The organism is Anaerococcus hydrogenalis DSM 7454 (assembly GCF_000173355.1).
Classification (GTDB): domain Bacteria; phylum Bacillota; class Clostridia; order Tissierellales; family Peptoniphilaceae; genus Anaerococcus; species Anaerococcus hydrogenalis.
Genome location: NZ_ABXA01000024.1, coordinates 1 through 18,456, shown reverse-complemented (window position 1 = coordinate 18,456; position 18,456 = coordinate 1). Strand labels below are relative to the sequence as shown.

Below are 18,456 nucleotides of genomic sequence, written 5' to 3'. Positions count from 1 at the left end.
TTGTATAATATGCGCTGGAATTTTTGACTAATTTTTGATGAAAAATTTCAGATTTTTTTTAAAATAAAATCTTCTCCATTATAAATTTTTATATCTTTAAAATATCTATGGTCTTGAGAAAAATTTACAAAAAATCTATAAGCTCTTAAATCAGGTATATCATTTTTTTGATAATCTAATTCATTTTTCTTAATTAGCTCTACAATTTTTTTATTTAAAAGTATTAAAATAAGTACTACAAGTACAACAAATACAGACAAGTTCATAAGAACTATTAAAGAAAAAATACCTGTAATTGTTGAGTTTATTGTTATTGCAAATAAATCATATATTTTAAAAATTTCGAAAATAGCATAATGGGCTTTTTCCATTTCATCTTGAACTGTTTTACTATCCGATTTTTCTACTGGAAGCTTAATAGCCTTTTCACTTAATTTAAAGGTATAAACATCAAAAAAGGATTCAAAAGATTCTGTGAGTAAGTTTGCATTTAATCTGTTGATTAGTCCCCTAATTAAATCGAAAATTAAAACTAGAAAAGCGATTATAAAAATTATTTTTAATCTTTTTTGTCCATATATTTCATCAATTATTAATTTTGGTGCAATTATAGAAAAAACAGGAAGTATTCCCATAAGAAGGGAAAATATTACAAATTTTTTAATGAAATTTTTGTGTATTTCATTTATTTTTTTTAATAATTTTAAAATATTTTTCATACTTTCTCCTTATAATTTTTTGCTTGAAGATTGTACAAATCTTTGTAATCATAATCGCTTATCATAAGTTCTTCATGACTTCCTGTAGATTTTATTTTCCCATCTTTTAGATAGACTATTCTATTGCAAAATTTTGTTGATGCTAGACGATGAGATATAAAAATTGAAGATTTGTTCTTGGTTAAATCATTATACAAGCTATATAATTCTCTTTCTGCAAGAGCGTCAAGTTGGGCAGTTGGTTCGTCTAAAATTAAAAGTTTTGAAGAATTTTTTTCAATACTTCTTGCCAAATATAATTTTTGCTTTTGTCCACCAGAAAGATCAACACCATCATCATCTAAAATTCTAAGCAAAGTTTGCTTATCTTTTTTGTAATAAGATTCTATAATTTTATTCAAATGAGTAAGCTCATAAGTTTTTTCTAGATTTTTATTAGAATCATTTAACAAAATATTTTCTTTAATAGAAAATGGAAAAATTTGAGAATCTTGGAATACAGCTGAAACTAATTTATTATAATCATAATTCAGATTTTTAAAATTTTTACCATTAATAAAAATTTCCCCTTCATAAGACTTATAAAAACCTGCAAGAATAAGAGCGAGAGTAGATTTTCCAGCCCCATTTTCTCCTACTAAGGCTATTGATTCATTATTGTTTATGGTTAGATTTATATTTTTTAGGACATATTTATCAGAGTTTGGATATTTAAATGATAAATTTACTAAATCGATTTTTAAATTTTTTGGTAAATCCTTATTTTCAAAAGATTTTTGATAAGGGTTTATAATTTTAAAAAACGGTTTAAATCTTGTAAGATTATCAAAAAAATCATTAAAAATCCACATAAACAAATTGTTAAAATTTACAAAGGCTAAAATTGCTGTAAAATAAACATAAAAATCGCCAATGTCAAGCTTTTCACTCATAAGATTTGAAATAAGCCAATACATAATAAGAGCATCTCTAATAAAATTTATAAGTCTTACAAGGCTATAAATTTTAAATGTTTTTTTATCTGTTCTAACTAGGTATGCTATCCTATCATGGTTGGTCTTTTTGTAAAAACTTTTAAAGACATTTATAAAATCAAAAATAAGTATATCTTGTTTTGATAAAGGAGACCTTAGCTCATTGTTTAATTTTGTAAATTTATTGTAGTTTTCGTTTTGATCATTCCAAAATTTAGAAAATTCTCTAGGAATTTTATTTGCAATATAAGTTGAAATTATTGTCAAAGTAATTATCAAAGATAAAATTATTCCACCAATTTTTAAAAAAATCCACAAAAATCCTGCGATAGAAGTTAGGGATGCTAAAAATTCTGGCAAAGTCATCATTACAGCACCTGCTCCTAAAAATGGACTGTCTACAGCCTTATTTGCACTATTTATTTTTTCGGATTCAGATTTTTTCGTTTTTTCTTCATAGGGAAGGTAGAGGGCGTATTTTGTTACCATATTCATATATTTATATCTAATATTATTCATTTTCATACGGTAATTACCCATGATATAAGATTCAAAAAAACTTATAATCGTTGATAGGACTAATAATAAAATGAAAAAGCCTAACATAAAATCAAGTCCATTTTGATAATTTTTCAATATGTAGGCAGGCGAAATAATCCATATAAATGGTTTTAATCCTATAAATATGGAGTAAAGTATGATTAATAAATACATGCTTGGCTCATACTTAGCCATTGATCTAAAAATATATTTTAATTCTTTCATAAAAAGCCTAAACGGCATCCTCCTTGTTGTAGTAAGTCAAGGAGCTTTTCCTCACTTACAAGTTACAAATTTCCTCTTTATTATTAATATTATTGTTCATTTTTCTTCTCCTTTCTTTAAAGCTAATTTAATATTAGCAATTTAATTCAATGAAGTCAAAAAAAGATGGTAAGAACCATCTTAATTTTCTAATATTTCAATAGCACATTTTAAACCATCAAGAGCTGAGGATATTATTCCACCGGCGTATCCTGCTCCTTCACCAATCGGTCTTAAATTTTTAAATTTTAATGTAGAATAATTTTTATTTCTTTCAATTCTAATTGGGCAAGAAGTTCTTGTTTCAACTCCAGTTAAAATTGCATCATCATGAGAAAAAGCCTTAATTTTTTTTGAAAAATCAATTATGGCAAGTTTTATGGATTCGTTGATTTTTTCTGGATAAATCTCATTTAAATCAGCAAATTTATAGCCTGGTTTGTAAGTTGGCTTAATATTACCCAAATCTTTTGAAACTTCACCATTTATATAATCACCAACTTTTTGAACAGGAGCTGTATAATTTCCTCCACCAAGCTTGTATGCTTTCTCTTCTATTTCTCTTTGAAATTTTATACCAGCAAGATTATCATGACCCAAAATTTCAGAATCAATAGCACAAACTACAGCAGAATTTGAATTATAATTTCCCCTATCATGATAACTCATACCATTTACACAAAGCCTATTTTCTTCACTTGATGCAGGAACAACATAGCCTCCTGGACACATACAGAAAGTATAAACAGAAATATTTTTACTTCTATCAAAATACTTAAGGGCATAGGAAGCTTGTGGAAGTCTATCGTCATTTATTTTATATTGGCTAAAATTAATATCTTTTTGCAAGTGCTCAATCCTAAAACCAACTGCAAAATTCTTTTGACTAATATCTATATACTTATCAAGCATTATAAAAGTATCACGAGAAGAATTTCCCAAGGCGAGTATGTATTCATCTGCTTGGTATTCACTTTTATTTGTAATAAGAGATTTTATCTCTCCATTTTCAATATTTAAATCCTTAAAAATTTCATTGAAATGAAAAGATCCGCCCATTTTAATAATTTTTTTTCTTATATTAATAATAACTTTTCTTAAAAGATCTGTTCCTACATGAGGCATTTGGGTGTATAAAATATCTTCAGGAGCGCCGTTTTCAACCAATATTCTAAAAACTTCCCTAGATCTTTTATCCTTTGACCTTGAGGTTAATTTTCCATCAGAAAAAGTTCCAGCTCCTCCTTCACCAAATTGAATATTTGATTCTGGATTTAATTTTAAATTTTTAATAAAATTGTCTATAGTTTTTACCCTGTCTTCAATTTTTTCTCCTCTTTCAATAAGAGTAACTTTAACACCATTTTTACAAAGTGCATAGGCACAAAAAAGCCCAGCTGGTCCAGAACCTACAATTACAGCAGAATTTATTTTATTTTTATTTGATAAATCTAAATCATCTTCAACAAATTCACCAATATCATTTTTTAATTTTTTACTAGTTTTTTTATCAATATCGCAGTCGACCAAAACTTGGTAAACATAAAATATACCACGTCTTGCATCAATTGATTTTTTATAAATTTTAAAAGTATCAATTTTTCTTTTTATTTTTTCTTCAATAGCTTTTTTTAAATTTTCATTGTTATCCAATTCATATGGAATTTTAATATTTCTAACTATATACATAAAACATCCTTTCTTACTAATTTTAACAGATTTTTTATATTAAATAAATTTAAAATATTATATAATAAATAAGGGAGAAATTATGAAAGTAGAGTTAGTTGAAAATAAATTAGAAAAAGAAAGTATCTCGTCTTACATATTAAATGATTTAAAACCATGGTTTGAAGATGAGGCTGCCGTAAAAAATTATGTAGAAAAATCTAAAGATTATATTTTTTTCAAAGCAAGTAAAAATGGTAAAAATATTGCATTTATTGTATATAAAAAAAACATCAGTATATACGATTGAAATATTTGTAATGGGTGTTTTAAAAAAATATCATAGAAATCATATAGGAAGAAATTTATTTAAAGAGTCTATTGAAATTTTAAAAAATTATGAATATGAATTTGTTCAAGTAAAAACTTTAAAAGAAGGAATAGATTATGGTTATGATAAAACAAATAAATTTTATCAAGCTTTGGGATTTAGAAAATTTGAAGTAATTGATGAGATTTGGTCGAAAGATAATCCTTGCCAAATTTATGTGAAAAGTATTGTTTGACAAGGCAATTAAACAATTTTTATTTAAAAAAATGATAATTTATAAAAAAATATTTGACAATATTAAAAACAGGTCTTATAATAATCATAACAATAATTTATTTATAAAAATTACGAAAAAAAGAGTAGGCTTGTGGAAAAGCACAGAGAGTTGGAGTTTGGTGAGATCCATCCTTTGAAATAAGTTCGAAAATCATTTTTCTTTTGCATGTCTGAATTATAGTAAGATGTGTCGCCATGGTTGGCGTTATCAAAACCCGGCATTGTTTGATGCTTGAAGAGCTTATATTTATATAAGAATAAAGGTGGTAACGCGGAATTTTCGTCCTTTGTCTAATTTTTAGACAAGGGACTTTTTTAATGAATAAATATTGTAATAAATTTTTTGGAGGATAGAATGAAAAAATTATCAAGAAGTCAATTTTTACAAGTTAGTGTAATGCTATTTGGTTTGTTTTTTGGAGCTGGAAACTTAATTTTCCCTCCACTTTTAGGTAACCAAGCAGGAACTTTCACATTTATTTCTTTATTAGCATTTTGCGTTACTGCTGTTTTATTTCCGGTAATGGGAGCTATAGTTGTAGGAAAAACTGAAGGTTTGACTAATCTTTCAAATAGGGTTTCTCCTTTATTTTCTGTAGTATTTACAACAGCAATATATTTATCAATAGGACCAGGACTTGGTATACCAAGAGCAGGATCTGTTCCCTTTGAAATGGCAATAGCTCCTTATGTACCAGAAGGTTTTAATATGAATCTAGCAAGATTTTTATATACCTTAGTATTTTTTAGCTTAGCATTGGTTATTTGTTTAAAACCTAATAAACTAGTTAAAAGGGTTGGAAAATATTTAACACCTTCTCTTTTACTTATGATAGTGTTCATGTTTTTAAGAGTAATGACAATGGATAAAAACATAGCAGCTCCTACAGGAGAATATAATAATTCTCCTGTAGTTAAGGGATTTTTAGAAGGTTATAACACAATGGATGCTGTAGCAGCATTAAATTTTGGTTTTGTTATAGCCCAAGCAATAAAAAGATTTGGAATAAAAGATAAAAATGAAGTTACAAATTATACAATAAAGGCAGGATTTGTTGCAGGAGCAGTTTTATTTTTAGTTTATGCTATGCTTGCAAGTGTTGGAATGATAGGATCATCAAAACTTGCTGGTGCTGAAAATGGGGCAGTAATATTAACATATGCTGTAAAAAGTGTATTTGGAAATTTTGGAATAGTTTTACTTGCAGCAATATTTACCCTTGCTTGTCTTACAACCTGTGTTGGACTTATAACAAGTGGTGGAGAATATTTTGAAAGCTTATTTAATCACAAATTATCTTATAGAAAATGGGTTTTAGTTTGGACTTTATTCTCATTTTTAATGGCAAACTTTGGACTTAATAGATTGTTAGAATTTTCAGTGCCATTACTAACAGTGATATATCCAGTTGCCTTAGTTTTAATAGTGATGGGTATAAGCCATGATTTTGTAAATTATTCAAAAGAATCTTATATGTTTGCTGCCGTTGTTTCTGTATTTCTTCCTTTAGTAGAAGTTTTAAACAAATCTTTTGGGATAAGTTTAGGATTTCTTACAAGATTGGTTGAATCTCTACCTTTATATAAGGAAGGATTATCATGGTTACTACCAACATTTTTTGTTTTAGTAATAGTAACAGCAGTATTCAAATTATTAGGTACATTTAAAGAAAGTGAAAAAGTTCAAGAAAGATATTAATATTTTTAAAAATAATCGAGAATAAACTCGATTATTTTTTTGTGTAAATACTAAAGAAAATTTACTAAAAAAAATATTTATGATATAATTTTACTAAATTATCAAACTTTAATACAACTTAGTATTATTGTACTAAATCAAAGGAGTGTTTATGTTAGAAAAAATAAGTGATTTTTTAGGACCAATTAATGAAGTTTTATATTACCCAATTTTAATAATCTTACTTTTAGCAATAGGAATTTATTTCACATTTAGAACTAACTTTTTACAAATAAGACTATTAAAGGAATCTATCAATGTTGTTATGGAAAAACCTCATGAAGATGGAGCGGTTTCATCCTTTCAAGCTTTGATGGTTTCAACAGCTTCAAGGGTTGGTTCTGGAAATATTGTAGGAATATCTACAGCAATTTGTCTTGGAGGATATGGTTCAGTCTTTTGGATGTGGATTGTAGCATTAATTGGAGGAGCAAGTGCCTTTATAGAATCAACCCTTGCCCAAATTTATAAAAAAAGAGATGAAAATAATAAATCATATGGTGGACCAGCATATTATATAGAACAAGGTTTAAAATCTAGAAAGCTTGGTATTGTTTTTGCCATAAGTTTAATTTTAACTTATGCAGTTGGATTTAATATGCTTGCATCTTTTAACCTACAAACATCTTTTATGACTTATAGTTTTTATGATCCTAAAAGAACTCCTTTTATTATTGGATTAATTCTTGCAATAATTACAGCAATTTGTGTATTTGGTGGAGGAGATAGGATAATAAAATTCACATCAACAATTGTTCCTTTCATGGGAGTAATTTATATTTTAGTTGCTCTTGTTATGATTGTTATAAATATAAAATATATACCTACAGTTTTCGTAAATATTTTTGAAGATGCTTTTAACTTCAGAGCAATATTTGCGGGACTTGCCTCATCATCAATGATGTATGGAATTAAAAGAGGTTTATATTCAAATGAAGCTGGTATTGGATCTGCTCCAAATGCAGCTGCAAGTGCAAATATATCTCACCCAGTAAAGCAAGGTTTGGTTCAAATGCTATCAGTATTTATTGATACTCTATTAATTTGTACAGCAACAGCATTTATGTGTTTATCTTCAGGTATAGAACCTAGTGAAGCCCTAAGTGGAGCTCCTTATGTACAAGAAAGTTTATCGACATTTTTGGGTGGATTTGGAAATTATTTTATTTCATTTTCACTTGCCTTATTTACCTTTACAACTTTAATTGGAAATTTATTTTACGCTGATAGTAACCTATCATACATTCATAAAAAAACTCCATCAAAAAGATTTATGTTGGTATTTAGGATATTTGCAGTAGTAGTTATTCTTCTTGGAGCTATGAGTGAGGTAAAAGTTGCTTGGGATATTTCAGATTTATTAATGGGAATAATGGCTTTAATAAACTTACCTTCAATTTTAATTTTATCTAAAAAAGCTTTAGATTGTTTAAAAGATTACGAAAAACAAAAGCGTGAAGGAAAAAATCCTATTTTTAAAGCAAAAGATATAGGTATAAAGGAAAATCTTGATTATTGGTCTTAATAAAAATATTTAAAAAATATATAATTTGACAAAAAACCACAGTAATGTTAGAATTTTCATTGCAACTGAAAAGCGTGATAGAGGTGCAGAGAACATTAGTAAAATATTTTTTTCGGGAATTGGAAATATTTGAAAGGGTGATCTACCGAGGGATTTTAAATCTGCCCGAGATTTAAGGTTACCGGGACGATTGGAGAATATCTGTCGTACTGCCATTTTTAATGGAGAGCTGTCGTGGTTTATAATTATTATATATTTTATATAATTTAATATTTAAGTCATGGCATAGGTCATGACTTTTTTTTGTAAAATAATTTGAGAGGAGTTTTATAATGAAAGAAAAAAGAAAATTACCACTTGCTTTGGTGATTTCTTTAATACCTATATTAGTTTCAATATTTATTGTAGAAAGTGGTGTTGAAACATATGCAAGCTTATGGGCCCTGCTTCCACCTGTAGTTGCTATAGTAATGGCACTTATTACAAAGGAAGTATATTCTTCACTTTTTTTTGGGAATTATAATAGGGGCTATACTTGCTTCAAAAAGATCTTTTGCAAAAGTTTTAGATAATATTGTTGTAAAAGGTCTTACAAATTCAATTTCTCAAACTTCAGGAATTTTTATATTTCTAATAGTTTTGGGAATCATGGTAGTTTTGATAAATCATTCTGGAGGATCAAAGGCCTTTGGTGAGTGGGCAGATAAAAGGATAAAATCAAGAAAGGGATCACAACTTGCAACATATTGCTTGTGCTTGATGCTTTTTATTGATGATTACTTTAATTGTCTAACATCAGGATCTGTGATGAAACCAATTACAGATTCTCATAAAATTTCTAGAGCAAAGCTTGCCTATCTAATAGATGCAACTGCTGCACCAATTTGTATGATAGCACCAATTTCTTCATGGGCAGCTGCAGTTTCAGGCTATGCCCAAGGAACCGGTCTTTCTGGTATAGAATTATTTATAAGAGCTATCCCTTATAATTTTTATTCACTTTTGACTTTGTTTTTTGTTGTTTCTCTTATTTTGTTTGGAAATGATTATGGTCCAATGAAAGAATTTGAAAATAAGGCGATTAAACATGGAGATTTGGGAAATATTGCAAAGGCAAAGGTAAGTGCAGAGGATGGTCATCCTGATGGAAAAGTTAGGGACTTGGTCTTACCAATTTTGGTTCTAATAATAAGTTCTGTGGTTTGTCTTATTCATGTGGGTGGTTTTTTTGATAAGTCTAGTGAATTTTATATGGATTTCGTAAATTCTTTTGCCAATACAGACTCAACTGTAGCTCTTCCTATGGGGGCGATTGTAACTTTGATTATTACAATTATTTATTTTGTAGGACGTGGAGTAATTTCTTTTGAAAAATCAATGGAAGCTATACCTGAAGGTTTTCAATCAATGGTCCCTGCTATTTTGATTTTAACAATGGCAACTAGCCTTAAAAATATTTCAAATGATTTACTGGGTTCAACAGAATTTGTTGGAAACTTTATGAAAAATGCAGCTAGTGGTCTAAATACATTTTTGCCAGCAGTTATTTTTGTTGTGGCAATATTATTGGCCTTTGCTACAGGTACAAGTTGGGGAACATTTGGAATTTTAATTCCTATAGTAGCATCTATGTTTGCACCAACAGATCCAATATTTTTTATCGGAATTTCAGCTTGTCTTTCAGGAGCTGTTTGTGGTGATCATATCTCACCAATTTCTGATACAACTATAATGTCATCAGCAGGAGCAGGTTGTGTCCATGTTGACCATGTAAGAACCCAGCTTCCATATGGAATTACAGTTGCAATTATTTCAACATTTTCATTTATAATTGCAGGTTTAACCAAGTCTGCTCTTATACCATTAATTTTTGGCGTGATTGTGATTTTCATATTTATGATAATATTAAAAAATAAAAATAAATAAAAGAAAGAAAGCATGTGTTTATATTAAAATATTTAAAAGAAAACATTTTGCTTTCTTTTTTTTATTCTTATATTTTAATGATAAAAAATTAACTAAAAAAGTTTACTTTTTTAAAAACACGAGTATAATCTATAATTGTCATTTAAAAAGTGATGTAAAGACACAAAAATACACATTTGTAAGAAAGAGAGGATTTATGTTTTTATTAGATAACATAATTAATATTGCTGATTTTTTATGGAGCAATATAATAGGTTATGTTTTATTGGGGGTAGGACTTTTCTATACCATAAGATTAGGTTTTCCTCAAATAAGATATGCGAAAGATATAAAAGATGTTTTAAAAAAGAATTTAAAAAGTGATGATAATGTTTCAGGATTCGGCGCTTTGGCAGCTGCCGTTGGTGGTCAAGTTGGAACCGGATCTTTAGTAGGAGTAGCATCAGCTCTTGTTGCTGGTGGACCAGGTGCAATTTTTTGGATGTGGGTTACTTCAATTTTAGGAATGGTAATTACTTTTGCTGAGACAGTTTTAGGACAGGTTTACAGGGTTAAATTGTCAGACGGAACCTATAGGGGAGGTCCAGCATATTATATTAGAAATGGTTTAGGCAAAAAAGTTTTAGGAATTATTACGGCATTTTTATATATAATTGGAGTTGGACTTTGTATAGCCTTTATGCAAACAAATTCTATCGCCAAGGGTTTTCAAGGGGTAATAGAATTTAATCCTATAATTGTTGGAGTAGTAGTTACAATTTTAGCTGGAATTATAACAATTGGTGGAGTAAAAAGACTTACTAAAGTTACAGGATTTTTAGTTCCAATTATGGCAGCATTTTATGTTCTCATTGTTTTTATAATTATAATAACAAATATTACAAAAATCCCTGCAGTTTTTGCTTTGATCTTTAAATCAGCTTTTAGCCCACAAGCAGCAGTCGGTGGAATAATTGGTCATAGTGTAATGGATGCTTTTAGAAATGGTGTCGCAAGAGGACTATTTTCAAATGATGCTGGTAATGGTATAGCAGGAATTATGCACTCATCAGCAGACGTTGATCATCCAGCCGAACAAGGATTTTTGGGAATGTTTGGTACATTTGTTACAACTTGTATAATTTGTACTCTTACAGCTTTTGCAATTTTATTGACTGGAGTTTTGGGAAATGGATCTGATGGAATTAATCTTGTTCAAGATGCCTTCTCATATGAAATTGGTTTAATTGGAAGGTGGGTTGTCGCACTAGCCATGGCATTTTTCGGATTTACAACTTTAATCGCAGATCTTTTTTATGGAGAGGCAAATATTATTCATATTTTTAAAGATAAATTTAAAATTCCTCTTTGGATTTATAGAATTTTTGCAGCTGTTATGTTTATAGTATCAACAAAAATGTCCCTTGATGTAGTTTGGGGATTGATAGATGTATTTGTTGGTATATTGGTATTTATAAATGTAATAACTCTATTGTTTTTATTTAAATCTGTAAAAGTTGTACTTGATGATTATGAAAGTCAAAAACAAAAAGGAAAAAAACCGGTGTGGGATAAAACAAATAATTCTCTTTACACAGACCAAGGTGAATATAATAATTTTGATATATAAGATAAGAACTGTTGCAAAATTTCGCAACAGTTTTTTATTTGAAAAAATTTAAAAATTTTACAAAATAAAAGTATAATATAATTATGTATTTAGGAGGTATTTATGAATAAGTTAGGTAGAAATGTTGTTTTAATTGGTAGTGGATTTGTAGGGTCATCCTATGCTTATGCCTTGGTAAATTCAGGCCTTGCAACTAAACTTTCAATTATTGATATAGATGAAGATAAGTCAATAGCTGATGTAAATGATTTGATGGATGCAAGTTGTAAAACTGAATGCCCTACTTTGGTTAAAGAAGGATCTTATAAAGATTGTAAAGATGCAGATTTAGTTGTTTTATGTTATGGAAATAGTCAAAAAAATCTTACAAATAGGCTCGATGATATAAAAATTGCTACAAGAATGGTTTTGGATACAATTCCAAAAGTTATGGAAAATGGATATGATGGCATTATTTTACTTGCTACAAATCCTGTTGATGTAATTTCTAAAGTTGTTCAAGAAGTTTCTGGTCTTGATCATAATAAAATTGTAGGAAGTGGAACAAATTTAGATACTGCAAGATTTATCCAATACTTAGCTCAAGAAGTTTCTTGTAATCCAAAAGATGTTGAGGCCTATGTTTTGGGAGAGCATGGAAATTCTTCAGTTGCCCTTTGGTCAAATGCAAGAATAAAAGGAATTTCTATTGATAAGTTTTTAAAAAATGTTGGGGATGAAGAAAAATTCAAAGAAGATGTTCTTGAGAAAATAAGAGATAAGGCTTTTAAGATTATTAAGGGCAAGGGCGCAACCCATTTTGGGATTGCAAATTGCTTGGTCGATTTTACTAGAGCAATATTACTTGATGAAAAAAGAATTATAATGGCATCTGCTTATCTAGATGGAGAATATAATAATAAGGGTCTTTATACAGGAGTTCCTACAGTTATTGGAACAAATGGATGTGAAAAAATCTTAGAGATGGATATATCAAAAAAAGAACAAGAAATGTTTGATAGTTCATGTAAGGCTCTTGAAGAAAATTATAAATTAGCTCAAGAGGTTTTGGGTGAATAAATTATTTAAATAAATAGATAGGGTCATATTATTATGGCTCTATTTTTTTATAAAAATTTAAGCTTTATTTTACTTAATTTTTATTTTCTACTATAATGATATATGTAAATTAATGATCTATGGGAGCTATGTGCTGAGAGGAAGTTCGACTTCGACCATCAAACCGGACAGGATAATGCCTGCAAGGGATGAAGCATATTTATTCTCCTATAAGTAATTTTAGGAGGTTTTTTTAATTTATGAAATATAAGACACAAATGGAAGCTGCAAAACATGGTTTTGTAACTGAAGAGATGAAAATTGTTGCCAAAAAAGAAAATGTTAGTGAAGAATTTCTTTTAGAAAAAATTGCAAAGGGCGAGATAGTAATTCCTAGAAATAAAAATCACAACTCTATTTCTCCAGAAGGAATCGGAACTGGATTAAAGACAAAAATTAATGTAAATTTGGGAATTTCAAAAGACTTAAATGATCTTGATCTTGAAATGCAAAAAGTTGATATGGCACTAAAAATGGGCGCTGAATCAATTATGGATTTATCAAATTATGGTAAGACTCAAGAATTTAGAAAAAGATTAATTGAAAAATCTACAGCCATGATTGGAACCGTTCCTATGTATGATGCTGTTGGATTTTTGGATAAGGGATTAAGCTTTATAAAAGCTCAAGAATTTTTAGATGTTGTTAGAAATCATGCTGAAAATGGAGTTGACTTTGTTACAATTCACTGTGGAATTAACAGGGCAAATGCTGAAATTTTCATGAGAAATAGAAGGGTAAATGAAATTGTATCTCGTGGTGGATCGCTCTTATTTGGTTGGATGAAAATGAATGATAAGGAAAATCCATTTTATGAATATTATGATGAACTTTTAGATATTTTAAGAGAATATGATGTTACCTTATCACTTGGAGATTCTTTAAGACCAGGCGGAATTCACGATGCAACAGACCCTGCTCAAATTGCAGAATTAATTACTCTTGGAGAGTTAACAAAAAGAGCATGGGAGAAAGATGTTCAAGTAATAATAGAAGGACCAGGACATGTTCCAATAAATGATATTGAGATGAACATGAAACTTGAAAAGAAATTGTGCCACAATGCACCATTTTATGTTTTGGGACCTTTGGTTTGTGATATTGCTCCAGGATATGACCATATTACAAGTGCAATAGGAGGGGCAATTGCAGCAAGCCACGGAGCAGATTTCCTCTGTTATGTAACTCCAGCAGAACATTTAAAGCTTCCAGATGTGGATGATGTTAAAGAAGGAATTATTGCAGCAAAAATTGCAGCTCATGCAGGTGATATTGCTAAATTAAAAGATGCAAGAAAATGGGATCTTGAAATGAGTAAGAGAAGACAAAAACTTGATTGGGAAGGAATGTTTGAACTTGCAATTGATCCTGAAAAATGTAGAAAATACAGAGCATCTTCAAATCCAGAAGAGGAGAATACATGTACCATGTGTGGGGCAATGTGCTCAGCTAGAAATATGAACTTAATACTTGAAGGAAAAGATATTAAATTATAAAAGTAAAAGTGCTAGATCTCTAGCACTTTTTTGTCTTATAAAATTTTTTTAATTTCAGATAAATTTTTAACCTTATAGTTATATATTTTATTTTCAGTATCTTTTTCGCTAAACCAAATGGATTTTATTTGAGCGTTTTTTGCTCCTACTATATCAGATTTTAAACTATCACCTATCATAATTACTTCATTTTTATTAAAATCTATTTGATCTATTATTTTTTCAAAAAATTTTTCATCAGGTTTTTCATAACCAAGTGTATCTGATACAAATATTCCATCAAAAAAATTATATAAATTTGCTTTTTTTAGCCTACTAACTTGCCTTTTATAGACGCTATTACTGGCTGCATATAGTTTATATTTATTGTTTAAATAGGACAGTAAATCTTCAATGCCATCAACAAGAATAGCTTGATGTGATAGGTTTTCACTAAAAGTCTCAGTAAAAAAGTTATTATCTTCACCTAATCCTAAATATTCAATCATCATAGCTGATCTTTTTTTAAAAAGATTTTTTATACTAATTTTTCCTAACTTTTGATCTCTCCATAGATCAGAGTTTATTTGTTCAAAATAAGAAAAATATTCATCCTTATATGTAAGATTAAAATCTTTTATAGTATTAATGAAGGCTTTTTTGGAAGATTTTTTAAAATCTAGAATTGTGTCATCTATATCTATTAAAATTGCTTTTATCATATTAATATTTTAAAATCCTTTCTTTTTACAATCAAAGACAGCATATGAGAGCATAGCCATGCCAAAAATTGGATCTGAAAACTTACCAAAGTCTTACTCGGAGACTCATCTGTCAAATAATTGTTTATATAAATTATTTCCTTGATACAATCTTGTAAAGTATAAGTCTTAAAATAACTTATGTCAAATCTTATAAAAAAAGCTGCTGCAAAATAATTATTGCAACAGCATTATTTAAATATTTATTTTATATACATACATCTCATAGCATTTAAAACTGCAATAAAGGTTACACCAACATCTGCAAAAATTGCAGCCCACATTGATGCAAAACCTAGAGCACCAAGAACTAGGACTATAATTTTCACACCAATAGAAAAATAAATATTTTCTTTTACAATTTTCAAACATTTTTTGGAAATTTTTATAGCTGTAGAAATCTTTAATGGGTCATCATCCATTAATATAACATCAGCAGCTTCAATTGCTGCATCAGATCCCATAGCTCCCATAGCAATTCCAACATCAGCTCTTGTAAGAGATGGAGCATCATTTATTCCATCTCCTACAAAGGAAATTTTTTATTTTTGTTAGAATTATTATTTAAAATTTCTTCTAATTTTTCTACCTTATCTTGAGGTAAAAGTTCACTATAATAATCGTCAAGACCTAAAATATTTGAAACATTTTGACCAACATCATTACTATCACCTGTAAGCATTATAGTCTTACTAATATGATTATCTTTTAAACTTTTAATAGCTTTTTTAGAATTTTCTTTTATAGTATCAGAAATTACTATATGACCTTGGTAAGTATTATTTATTGCAACATGGATAATGGTTCCACTTTTTTTCGCATTTTTTCCATTCTATATCAAACTTATCCATCATTTTTGAATTTCCAACATAAACTAAATCGCCATTAACTTTTGCGCTAATTCCACATCCGGCAACTTCTTTTATATCATCAACCATACATGAATCATTTTCGTCTTTATAAGCTCTTCTTAAGGATTCAGCTATAGGATGAGTCGAATATCTTTCTACATGGCTTGCTATATGCAAAAGCTCATTTTCTGACAAGGTTTCTGGATGGATAGCTGTAACTTCGAAAGTTCCTTTTGTTAATGTTCCAGTTTTATCAAAAATAACTTGGTCTACATTTGATAAGACCTCCATAAAATTTGATCCCTTAATTAAAACACCATTTCTACTAGCCGAACCAATTCCAGCAAAGAAAGAAAGAGGAACAGAAATTACTAAGGCACATGGACAAGATATTATTAAAAATATTAAGGCCCTATAAATCCAGGTTGAAAAATTTCCACTATTTCCCATTAAAATAGAAATAAGAGGGGGTAAAATTGCAAGAGCTAAGGCAAGGTATACAACAATTGGTGTATAAATTCTTGCAAATTTTGTTATAAAATTTTCTGATTTGGATTTTCTTTCAGATGCATCTTCTATCAATTCCAAAACCTTTGTTACGGTTGACTCGCCAAATTCCTTTGTAGTTTTAACCCTTATCAAACCATTTAGGTTAATAGATCCTGAATAAATCATTGATCCCTTTTCTACATCTTTAGGAATAGATTCCCCAGTTAAGGCTTTAGTATCAATAGAAGATCTTCCATCAATAACTTCTCCATCCAAAGGAACTTTTTCACCAGGTTTTATAACAATTATAGATCCAATTTCTACTTCATCAGGATCTACTTCAATAATTTTTCCATTTTCATCTTCCAAATTTGCATAATCAGGAGCTATATCCATTAAATCTGCTATAGATTTTCTGCTCTTTCCTACAGCATAAGATTGGAAAAATTCTCCAATTTGATAAAAAAGCATAACAGCAACTGCTTCAACATAGTCTCCACTTTTACTATAAATACCAAGAATTATTGCCCCAATAGTTGCAATTGACATTAGAAGTGATTCGTCAAAAGCTTGTTTATTTTTAATTCCATTAAAAGCATTAAGTAAAACTTCATATCCTACTAATAGGTAAGAAATCATATACAAGATGAAGTCAATATACTTATTAAAATTAATAAAATGTAAAATAATTAAAATTAGGGCAGAAAGAAAAATCTTGGTTAATGATTTTTTTTGCTTCTTATTCATAACCTTACCTAAAAATATATCTCACAATCTTTTTCAATTTTTCTGCAATTTTTCAAGACATTTTCCATTACTTCTTTCTCATCAACGCCATCTTCAAAATTTACCTTCATTTTTAACATCATAAAATTAATTTTACAATCTTTAACTCCTTGGGTATTTTGTGCTTCTATTTCCATTTTGTTAGCACATGATGGGCAGTCTACTTCAATTTTGTAAGTTTTTCTCATAATTTTCTCCTTTTAAATTTCGATTAAACATATATTTAATTGTTTCTAAAATCATAATACAATAATTTAAATAAAAAGTCAACAATTAAGCATATATTTAATTGAAATAAAATTTTTGTGGTAAAGTATAAAAAAGGAGAGAAAAATGAAACTACCACATAAACATTACCAAGACGATAACAAAATTGATTTTTTAATAGAAGAAAATAAGGCTATAGATATTTCTAAGGCTTTTAAGCACTTAGGAGATCCAAAAAGACTTCAAATTTTTTGGCTTTTGTGTCACAGAAAAGAGTGTGTCATTAATATTGCAGCTATTATGGATATGTCATCTCCAGCTGTAAGCCATCATCTAAAAATTTTAAAAATGGCAGGACTTATTAAATCAAATAGAGAAGGAAAAGAAATGTTTTATGAGGCATATGAAAATAATTTAAGTGAGTTTTTATTTAATGTAATTTTAAAAGGGAAAAGTTTATAAAAAAATAGGTGCAAATATTTGATATGTACCCTCTTTACTGGACAAACCGGTAAGGAGGGTATTTTTATGAAATATAGTTATGAATTTAAAAAAGAATGTGTACAGTTGTACAGAGAAGGAAAATGGGCAGATATACCTGAAGGAATTAAAGAAAAAATATTTCATGATACAATCAGAAAATGGTTTAAATTAGAACAACTTCATGGTCCAGAAATTTTAAAACATGGAAATAATATCAAGTGGACAACTGATGATAAGCTAGAAGTGGTAAGCAAAGTATTATCTGGAAATACAATAGGGTCTGTAGCGATTGAAGTCGGTATTAATCCTGGACAACTTTATTCATGGGTTAACAAGTATAAAATTTATGGATATAATGGTCTTGTAAACAAAAAGAAAGGTCGTAAACCTAAGAATATAACTATGAAAAAAACAAATATCCATAAACCAAAAAAACTTGATGAATCTGAACGAGAAGAATTAATAAGACTTAGAGCGGAAAATGAATATATAAAAGGCAGAAAACGAAATAATAAAAAAGAAATCGCCTTGAGAGAAAAGAATTACGCTGCGCGACTCAAGGCGAAAAAGCAGCAATCGTCAAAGAACTCAAAGAAAAAGGCTACAAACTAAAATATCTTTTAATAGCTATTGATTTGCCAAGGTCAACATACTATTTTGAAATGAAAAAGTTGATGTTGTTAGTATTAGCAACAAGCATATGGAAAATAAAATAGCTGAGATATTTAACCATCAT

17 protein-coding genes, 1 pseudogene, 1 riboswitch and 1 other annotated feature are annotated in these 18,456 nt (G+C 28.7%); of the genes and pseudogenes, 12 read left to right on the top strand and 6 right to left on the bottom strand.

Going from position 1 to position 18,456, the window contains the following annotated elements; all coding sequences use genetic code 11:
• Nucleotides 1–47: 47 nt before the first annotated feature.
• Both ANHYDRO_RS10535 and ANHYDRO_RS04335 read right to left on the bottom strand, forming a co-directional pair.
• Nucleotides 48–719, bottom strand: a complete 672-nt coding sequence (locus ANHYDRO_RS10535; protein WP_004813945.1) for a hypothetical protein — start codon at nucleotides 717–719, stop codon at nucleotides 48–50.
• Nucleotides 716–2,458, bottom strand: a complete 1,743-nt coding sequence (locus ANHYDRO_RS04335; RefSeq protein ID WP_039914036.1) for an ATP-binding cassette domain-containing protein — start codon at nucleotides 2,456–2,458, stop codon at nucleotides 716–718. The genes ANHYDRO_RS10535 and ANHYDRO_RS04335 overlap by 4 nt, the downstream gene beginning before the upstream one ends.
• On the opposite strand from ANHYDRO_RS04335, the gene ANHYDRO_RS09975 reads away from it, so the two are divergent.
• Nucleotides 2,391–2,603 (top strand): hypothetical protein, encoded by a 213-nt coding sequence (locus ANHYDRO_RS09975; protein WP_162010669.1) that lies wholly within the window; start codon nucleotides 2,391–2,393, stop codon nucleotides 2,601–2,603. The genes ANHYDRO_RS04335 and ANHYDRO_RS09975 overlap by 68 nt on opposite strands.
• A 35-nt stretch (nucleotides 2,604–2,638) precedes the next feature.
• On the opposite strand, the gene ANHYDRO_RS04330 is transcribed toward ANHYDRO_RS09975, so the two are convergent.
• The gene (locus ANHYDRO_RS04330; protein ID WP_004813940.1) at nucleotides 2,639–4,186 is read right to left on the bottom strand and encodes an NAD(P)/FAD-dependent oxidoreductase; all 1,548 of its coding nucleotides are present in this window, start codon (nucleotides 4,184–4,186) and stop codon (nucleotides 2,639–2,641) included.
• 82 nt (nucleotides 4,187–4,268) lie between these two features.
• On the opposite strand from ANHYDRO_RS04330, the gene ANHYDRO_RS10530 reads away from it, so the two are divergent.
• From ANHYDRO_RS10530 to thiC, 9 genes are all read left to right on the top strand, one after another.
• Complete coding sequence (locus ANHYDRO_RS10530) at nucleotides 4,269–4,475, top strand: hypothetical protein (RefSeq protein ID WP_004813938.1); 207 nt, start codon at nucleotides 4,269–4,271, stop codon at nucleotides 4,473–4,475.
• Complete coding sequence (locus tag ANHYDRO_RS10525) at nucleotides 4,441–4,731, top strand: GNAT family N-acetyltransferase (protein WP_244261640.1); 291 nt, start codon at nucleotides 4,441–4,443, stop codon at nucleotides 4,729–4,731. The genes ANHYDRO_RS10530 and ANHYDRO_RS10525 overlap by 35 nt, the downstream gene beginning before the upstream one ends.
• Before the next feature lie 103 nt (nucleotides 4,732–4,834).
• Nucleotides 4,835–5,063, top strand: a binding site (T-box leader).
• Nucleotides 5,064–5,127: 64 nt separating this feature from the next.
• Nucleotides 5,128–6,471, top strand: coding sequence for a branched-chain amino acid transport system II carrier protein (gene brnQ / locus ANHYDRO_RS04320; protein ID WP_004813932.1), 1,344 nt, complete (start codon nucleotides 5,128–5,130; stop codon nucleotides 6,469–6,471).
• 151 nt (nucleotides 6,472–6,622) lie between these two features.
• Complete coding sequence (locus ANHYDRO_RS04315) at nucleotides 6,623–8,035, top strand: alanine/glycine:cation symporter family protein (protein ID WP_004813931.1); 1,413 nt, start codon at nucleotides 6,623–6,625, stop codon at nucleotides 8,033–8,035.
• Nucleotides 8,036–8,105: 70 nt separating this feature from the next.
• Nucleotides 8,106–8,275, top strand: a riboswitch (Lysine riboswitch).
• 92 nt (nucleotides 8,276–8,367) lie between these two features.
• Complete coding sequence (locus ANHYDRO_RS10520) at nucleotides 8,368–8,607, top strand: hypothetical protein (RefSeq protein ID WP_004813929.1); 240 nt, start codon at nucleotides 8,368–8,370, stop codon at nucleotides 8,605–8,607.
• Complete coding sequence (locus ANHYDRO_RS04310) at nucleotides 8,546–9,961, top strand: Na+/H+ antiporter NhaC family protein (protein ID WP_004813927.1); 1,416 nt, start codon at nucleotides 8,546–8,548, stop codon at nucleotides 9,959–9,961. The genes ANHYDRO_RS10520 and ANHYDRO_RS04310 overlap by 62 nt, the downstream gene beginning before the upstream one ends.
• A 196-nt stretch (nucleotides 9,962–10,157) precedes the next feature.
• Nucleotides 10,158–11,570 (top strand): alanine/glycine:cation symporter family protein, encoded by a 1,413-nt coding sequence (locus ANHYDRO_RS04305; RefSeq protein ID WP_004813926.1) that lies wholly within the window; start codon nucleotides 10,158–10,160, stop codon nucleotides 11,568–11,570.
• A 102-nt stretch (nucleotides 11,571–11,672) separates the two neighbouring features.
• Complete coding sequence (locus tag ANHYDRO_RS04300) at nucleotides 11,673–12,629, top strand: L-lactate dehydrogenase (RefSeq protein ID WP_004813924.1); 957 nt, start codon at nucleotides 11,673–11,675, stop codon at nucleotides 12,627–12,629.
• A gap of 239 nt (nucleotides 12,630–12,868) precedes the next feature.
• A complete protein-coding gene (gene thiC / locus ANHYDRO_RS04295) occupies nucleotides 12,869–14,164 on the top strand; it encodes a phosphomethylpyrimidine synthase ThiC (protein ID WP_004813922.1) in 1,296 nt (431 codons plus the stop codon).
• Nucleotides 14,165–14,199: 35 nt separating this feature from the next.
• Here thiC and ANHYDRO_RS04290 read toward each other — a convergent pair whose 3' ends face one another.
• The 3 genes and pseudogenes from ANHYDRO_RS04290 to ANHYDRO_RS04280 form a co-directional block, all read right to left on the bottom strand.
• The gene (locus tag ANHYDRO_RS04290) at nucleotides 14,200–14,865 is read right to left on the bottom strand and encodes a YjjG family noncanonical pyrimidine nucleotidase (protein WP_004813920.1); all 666 of its coding nucleotides are present in this window, start codon (nucleotides 14,863–14,865) and stop codon (nucleotides 14,200–14,202) included.
• A gap of 242 nt (nucleotides 14,866–15,107) precedes the next feature.
• Nucleotides 15,108–16,991, bottom strand: a pseudogene (locus ANHYDRO_RS04285) (heavy metal translocating P-type ATPase).
• 8 nt (nucleotides 16,992–16,999) lie between these two features.
• Complete coding sequence (locus ANHYDRO_RS04280; RefSeq protein ID WP_004813912.1) at nucleotides 17,000–17,218, bottom strand: hypothetical protein; 219 nt, start codon at nucleotides 17,216–17,218, stop codon at nucleotides 17,000–17,002.
• Between the two features lie 145 nt (nucleotides 17,219–17,363).
• Here ANHYDRO_RS04280 and ANHYDRO_RS04275 point away from each other — a divergent pair, with 145 nt between their 5' ends.
• Nucleotides 17,364–17,699 carry an ArsR/SmtB family transcription factor gene (locus ANHYDRO_RS04275; RefSeq protein ID WP_004813909.1) on the top strand — a complete coding sequence of 112 codons (336 nt, stop codon included), beginning with the start codon at nucleotides 17,364–17,366 and terminating at the stop codon, nucleotides 17,697–17,699.
• 66 nt (nucleotides 17,700–17,765) lie between these two features.
• Complete coding sequence (locus ANHYDRO_RS04270; protein ID WP_039914032.1) at nucleotides 17,766–18,332, top strand: helix-turn-helix domain-containing protein; 567 nt, start codon at nucleotides 17,766–17,768, stop codon at nucleotides 18,330–18,332.
• Nucleotides 18,333–18,456 lie beyond the last annotated feature (124 nt).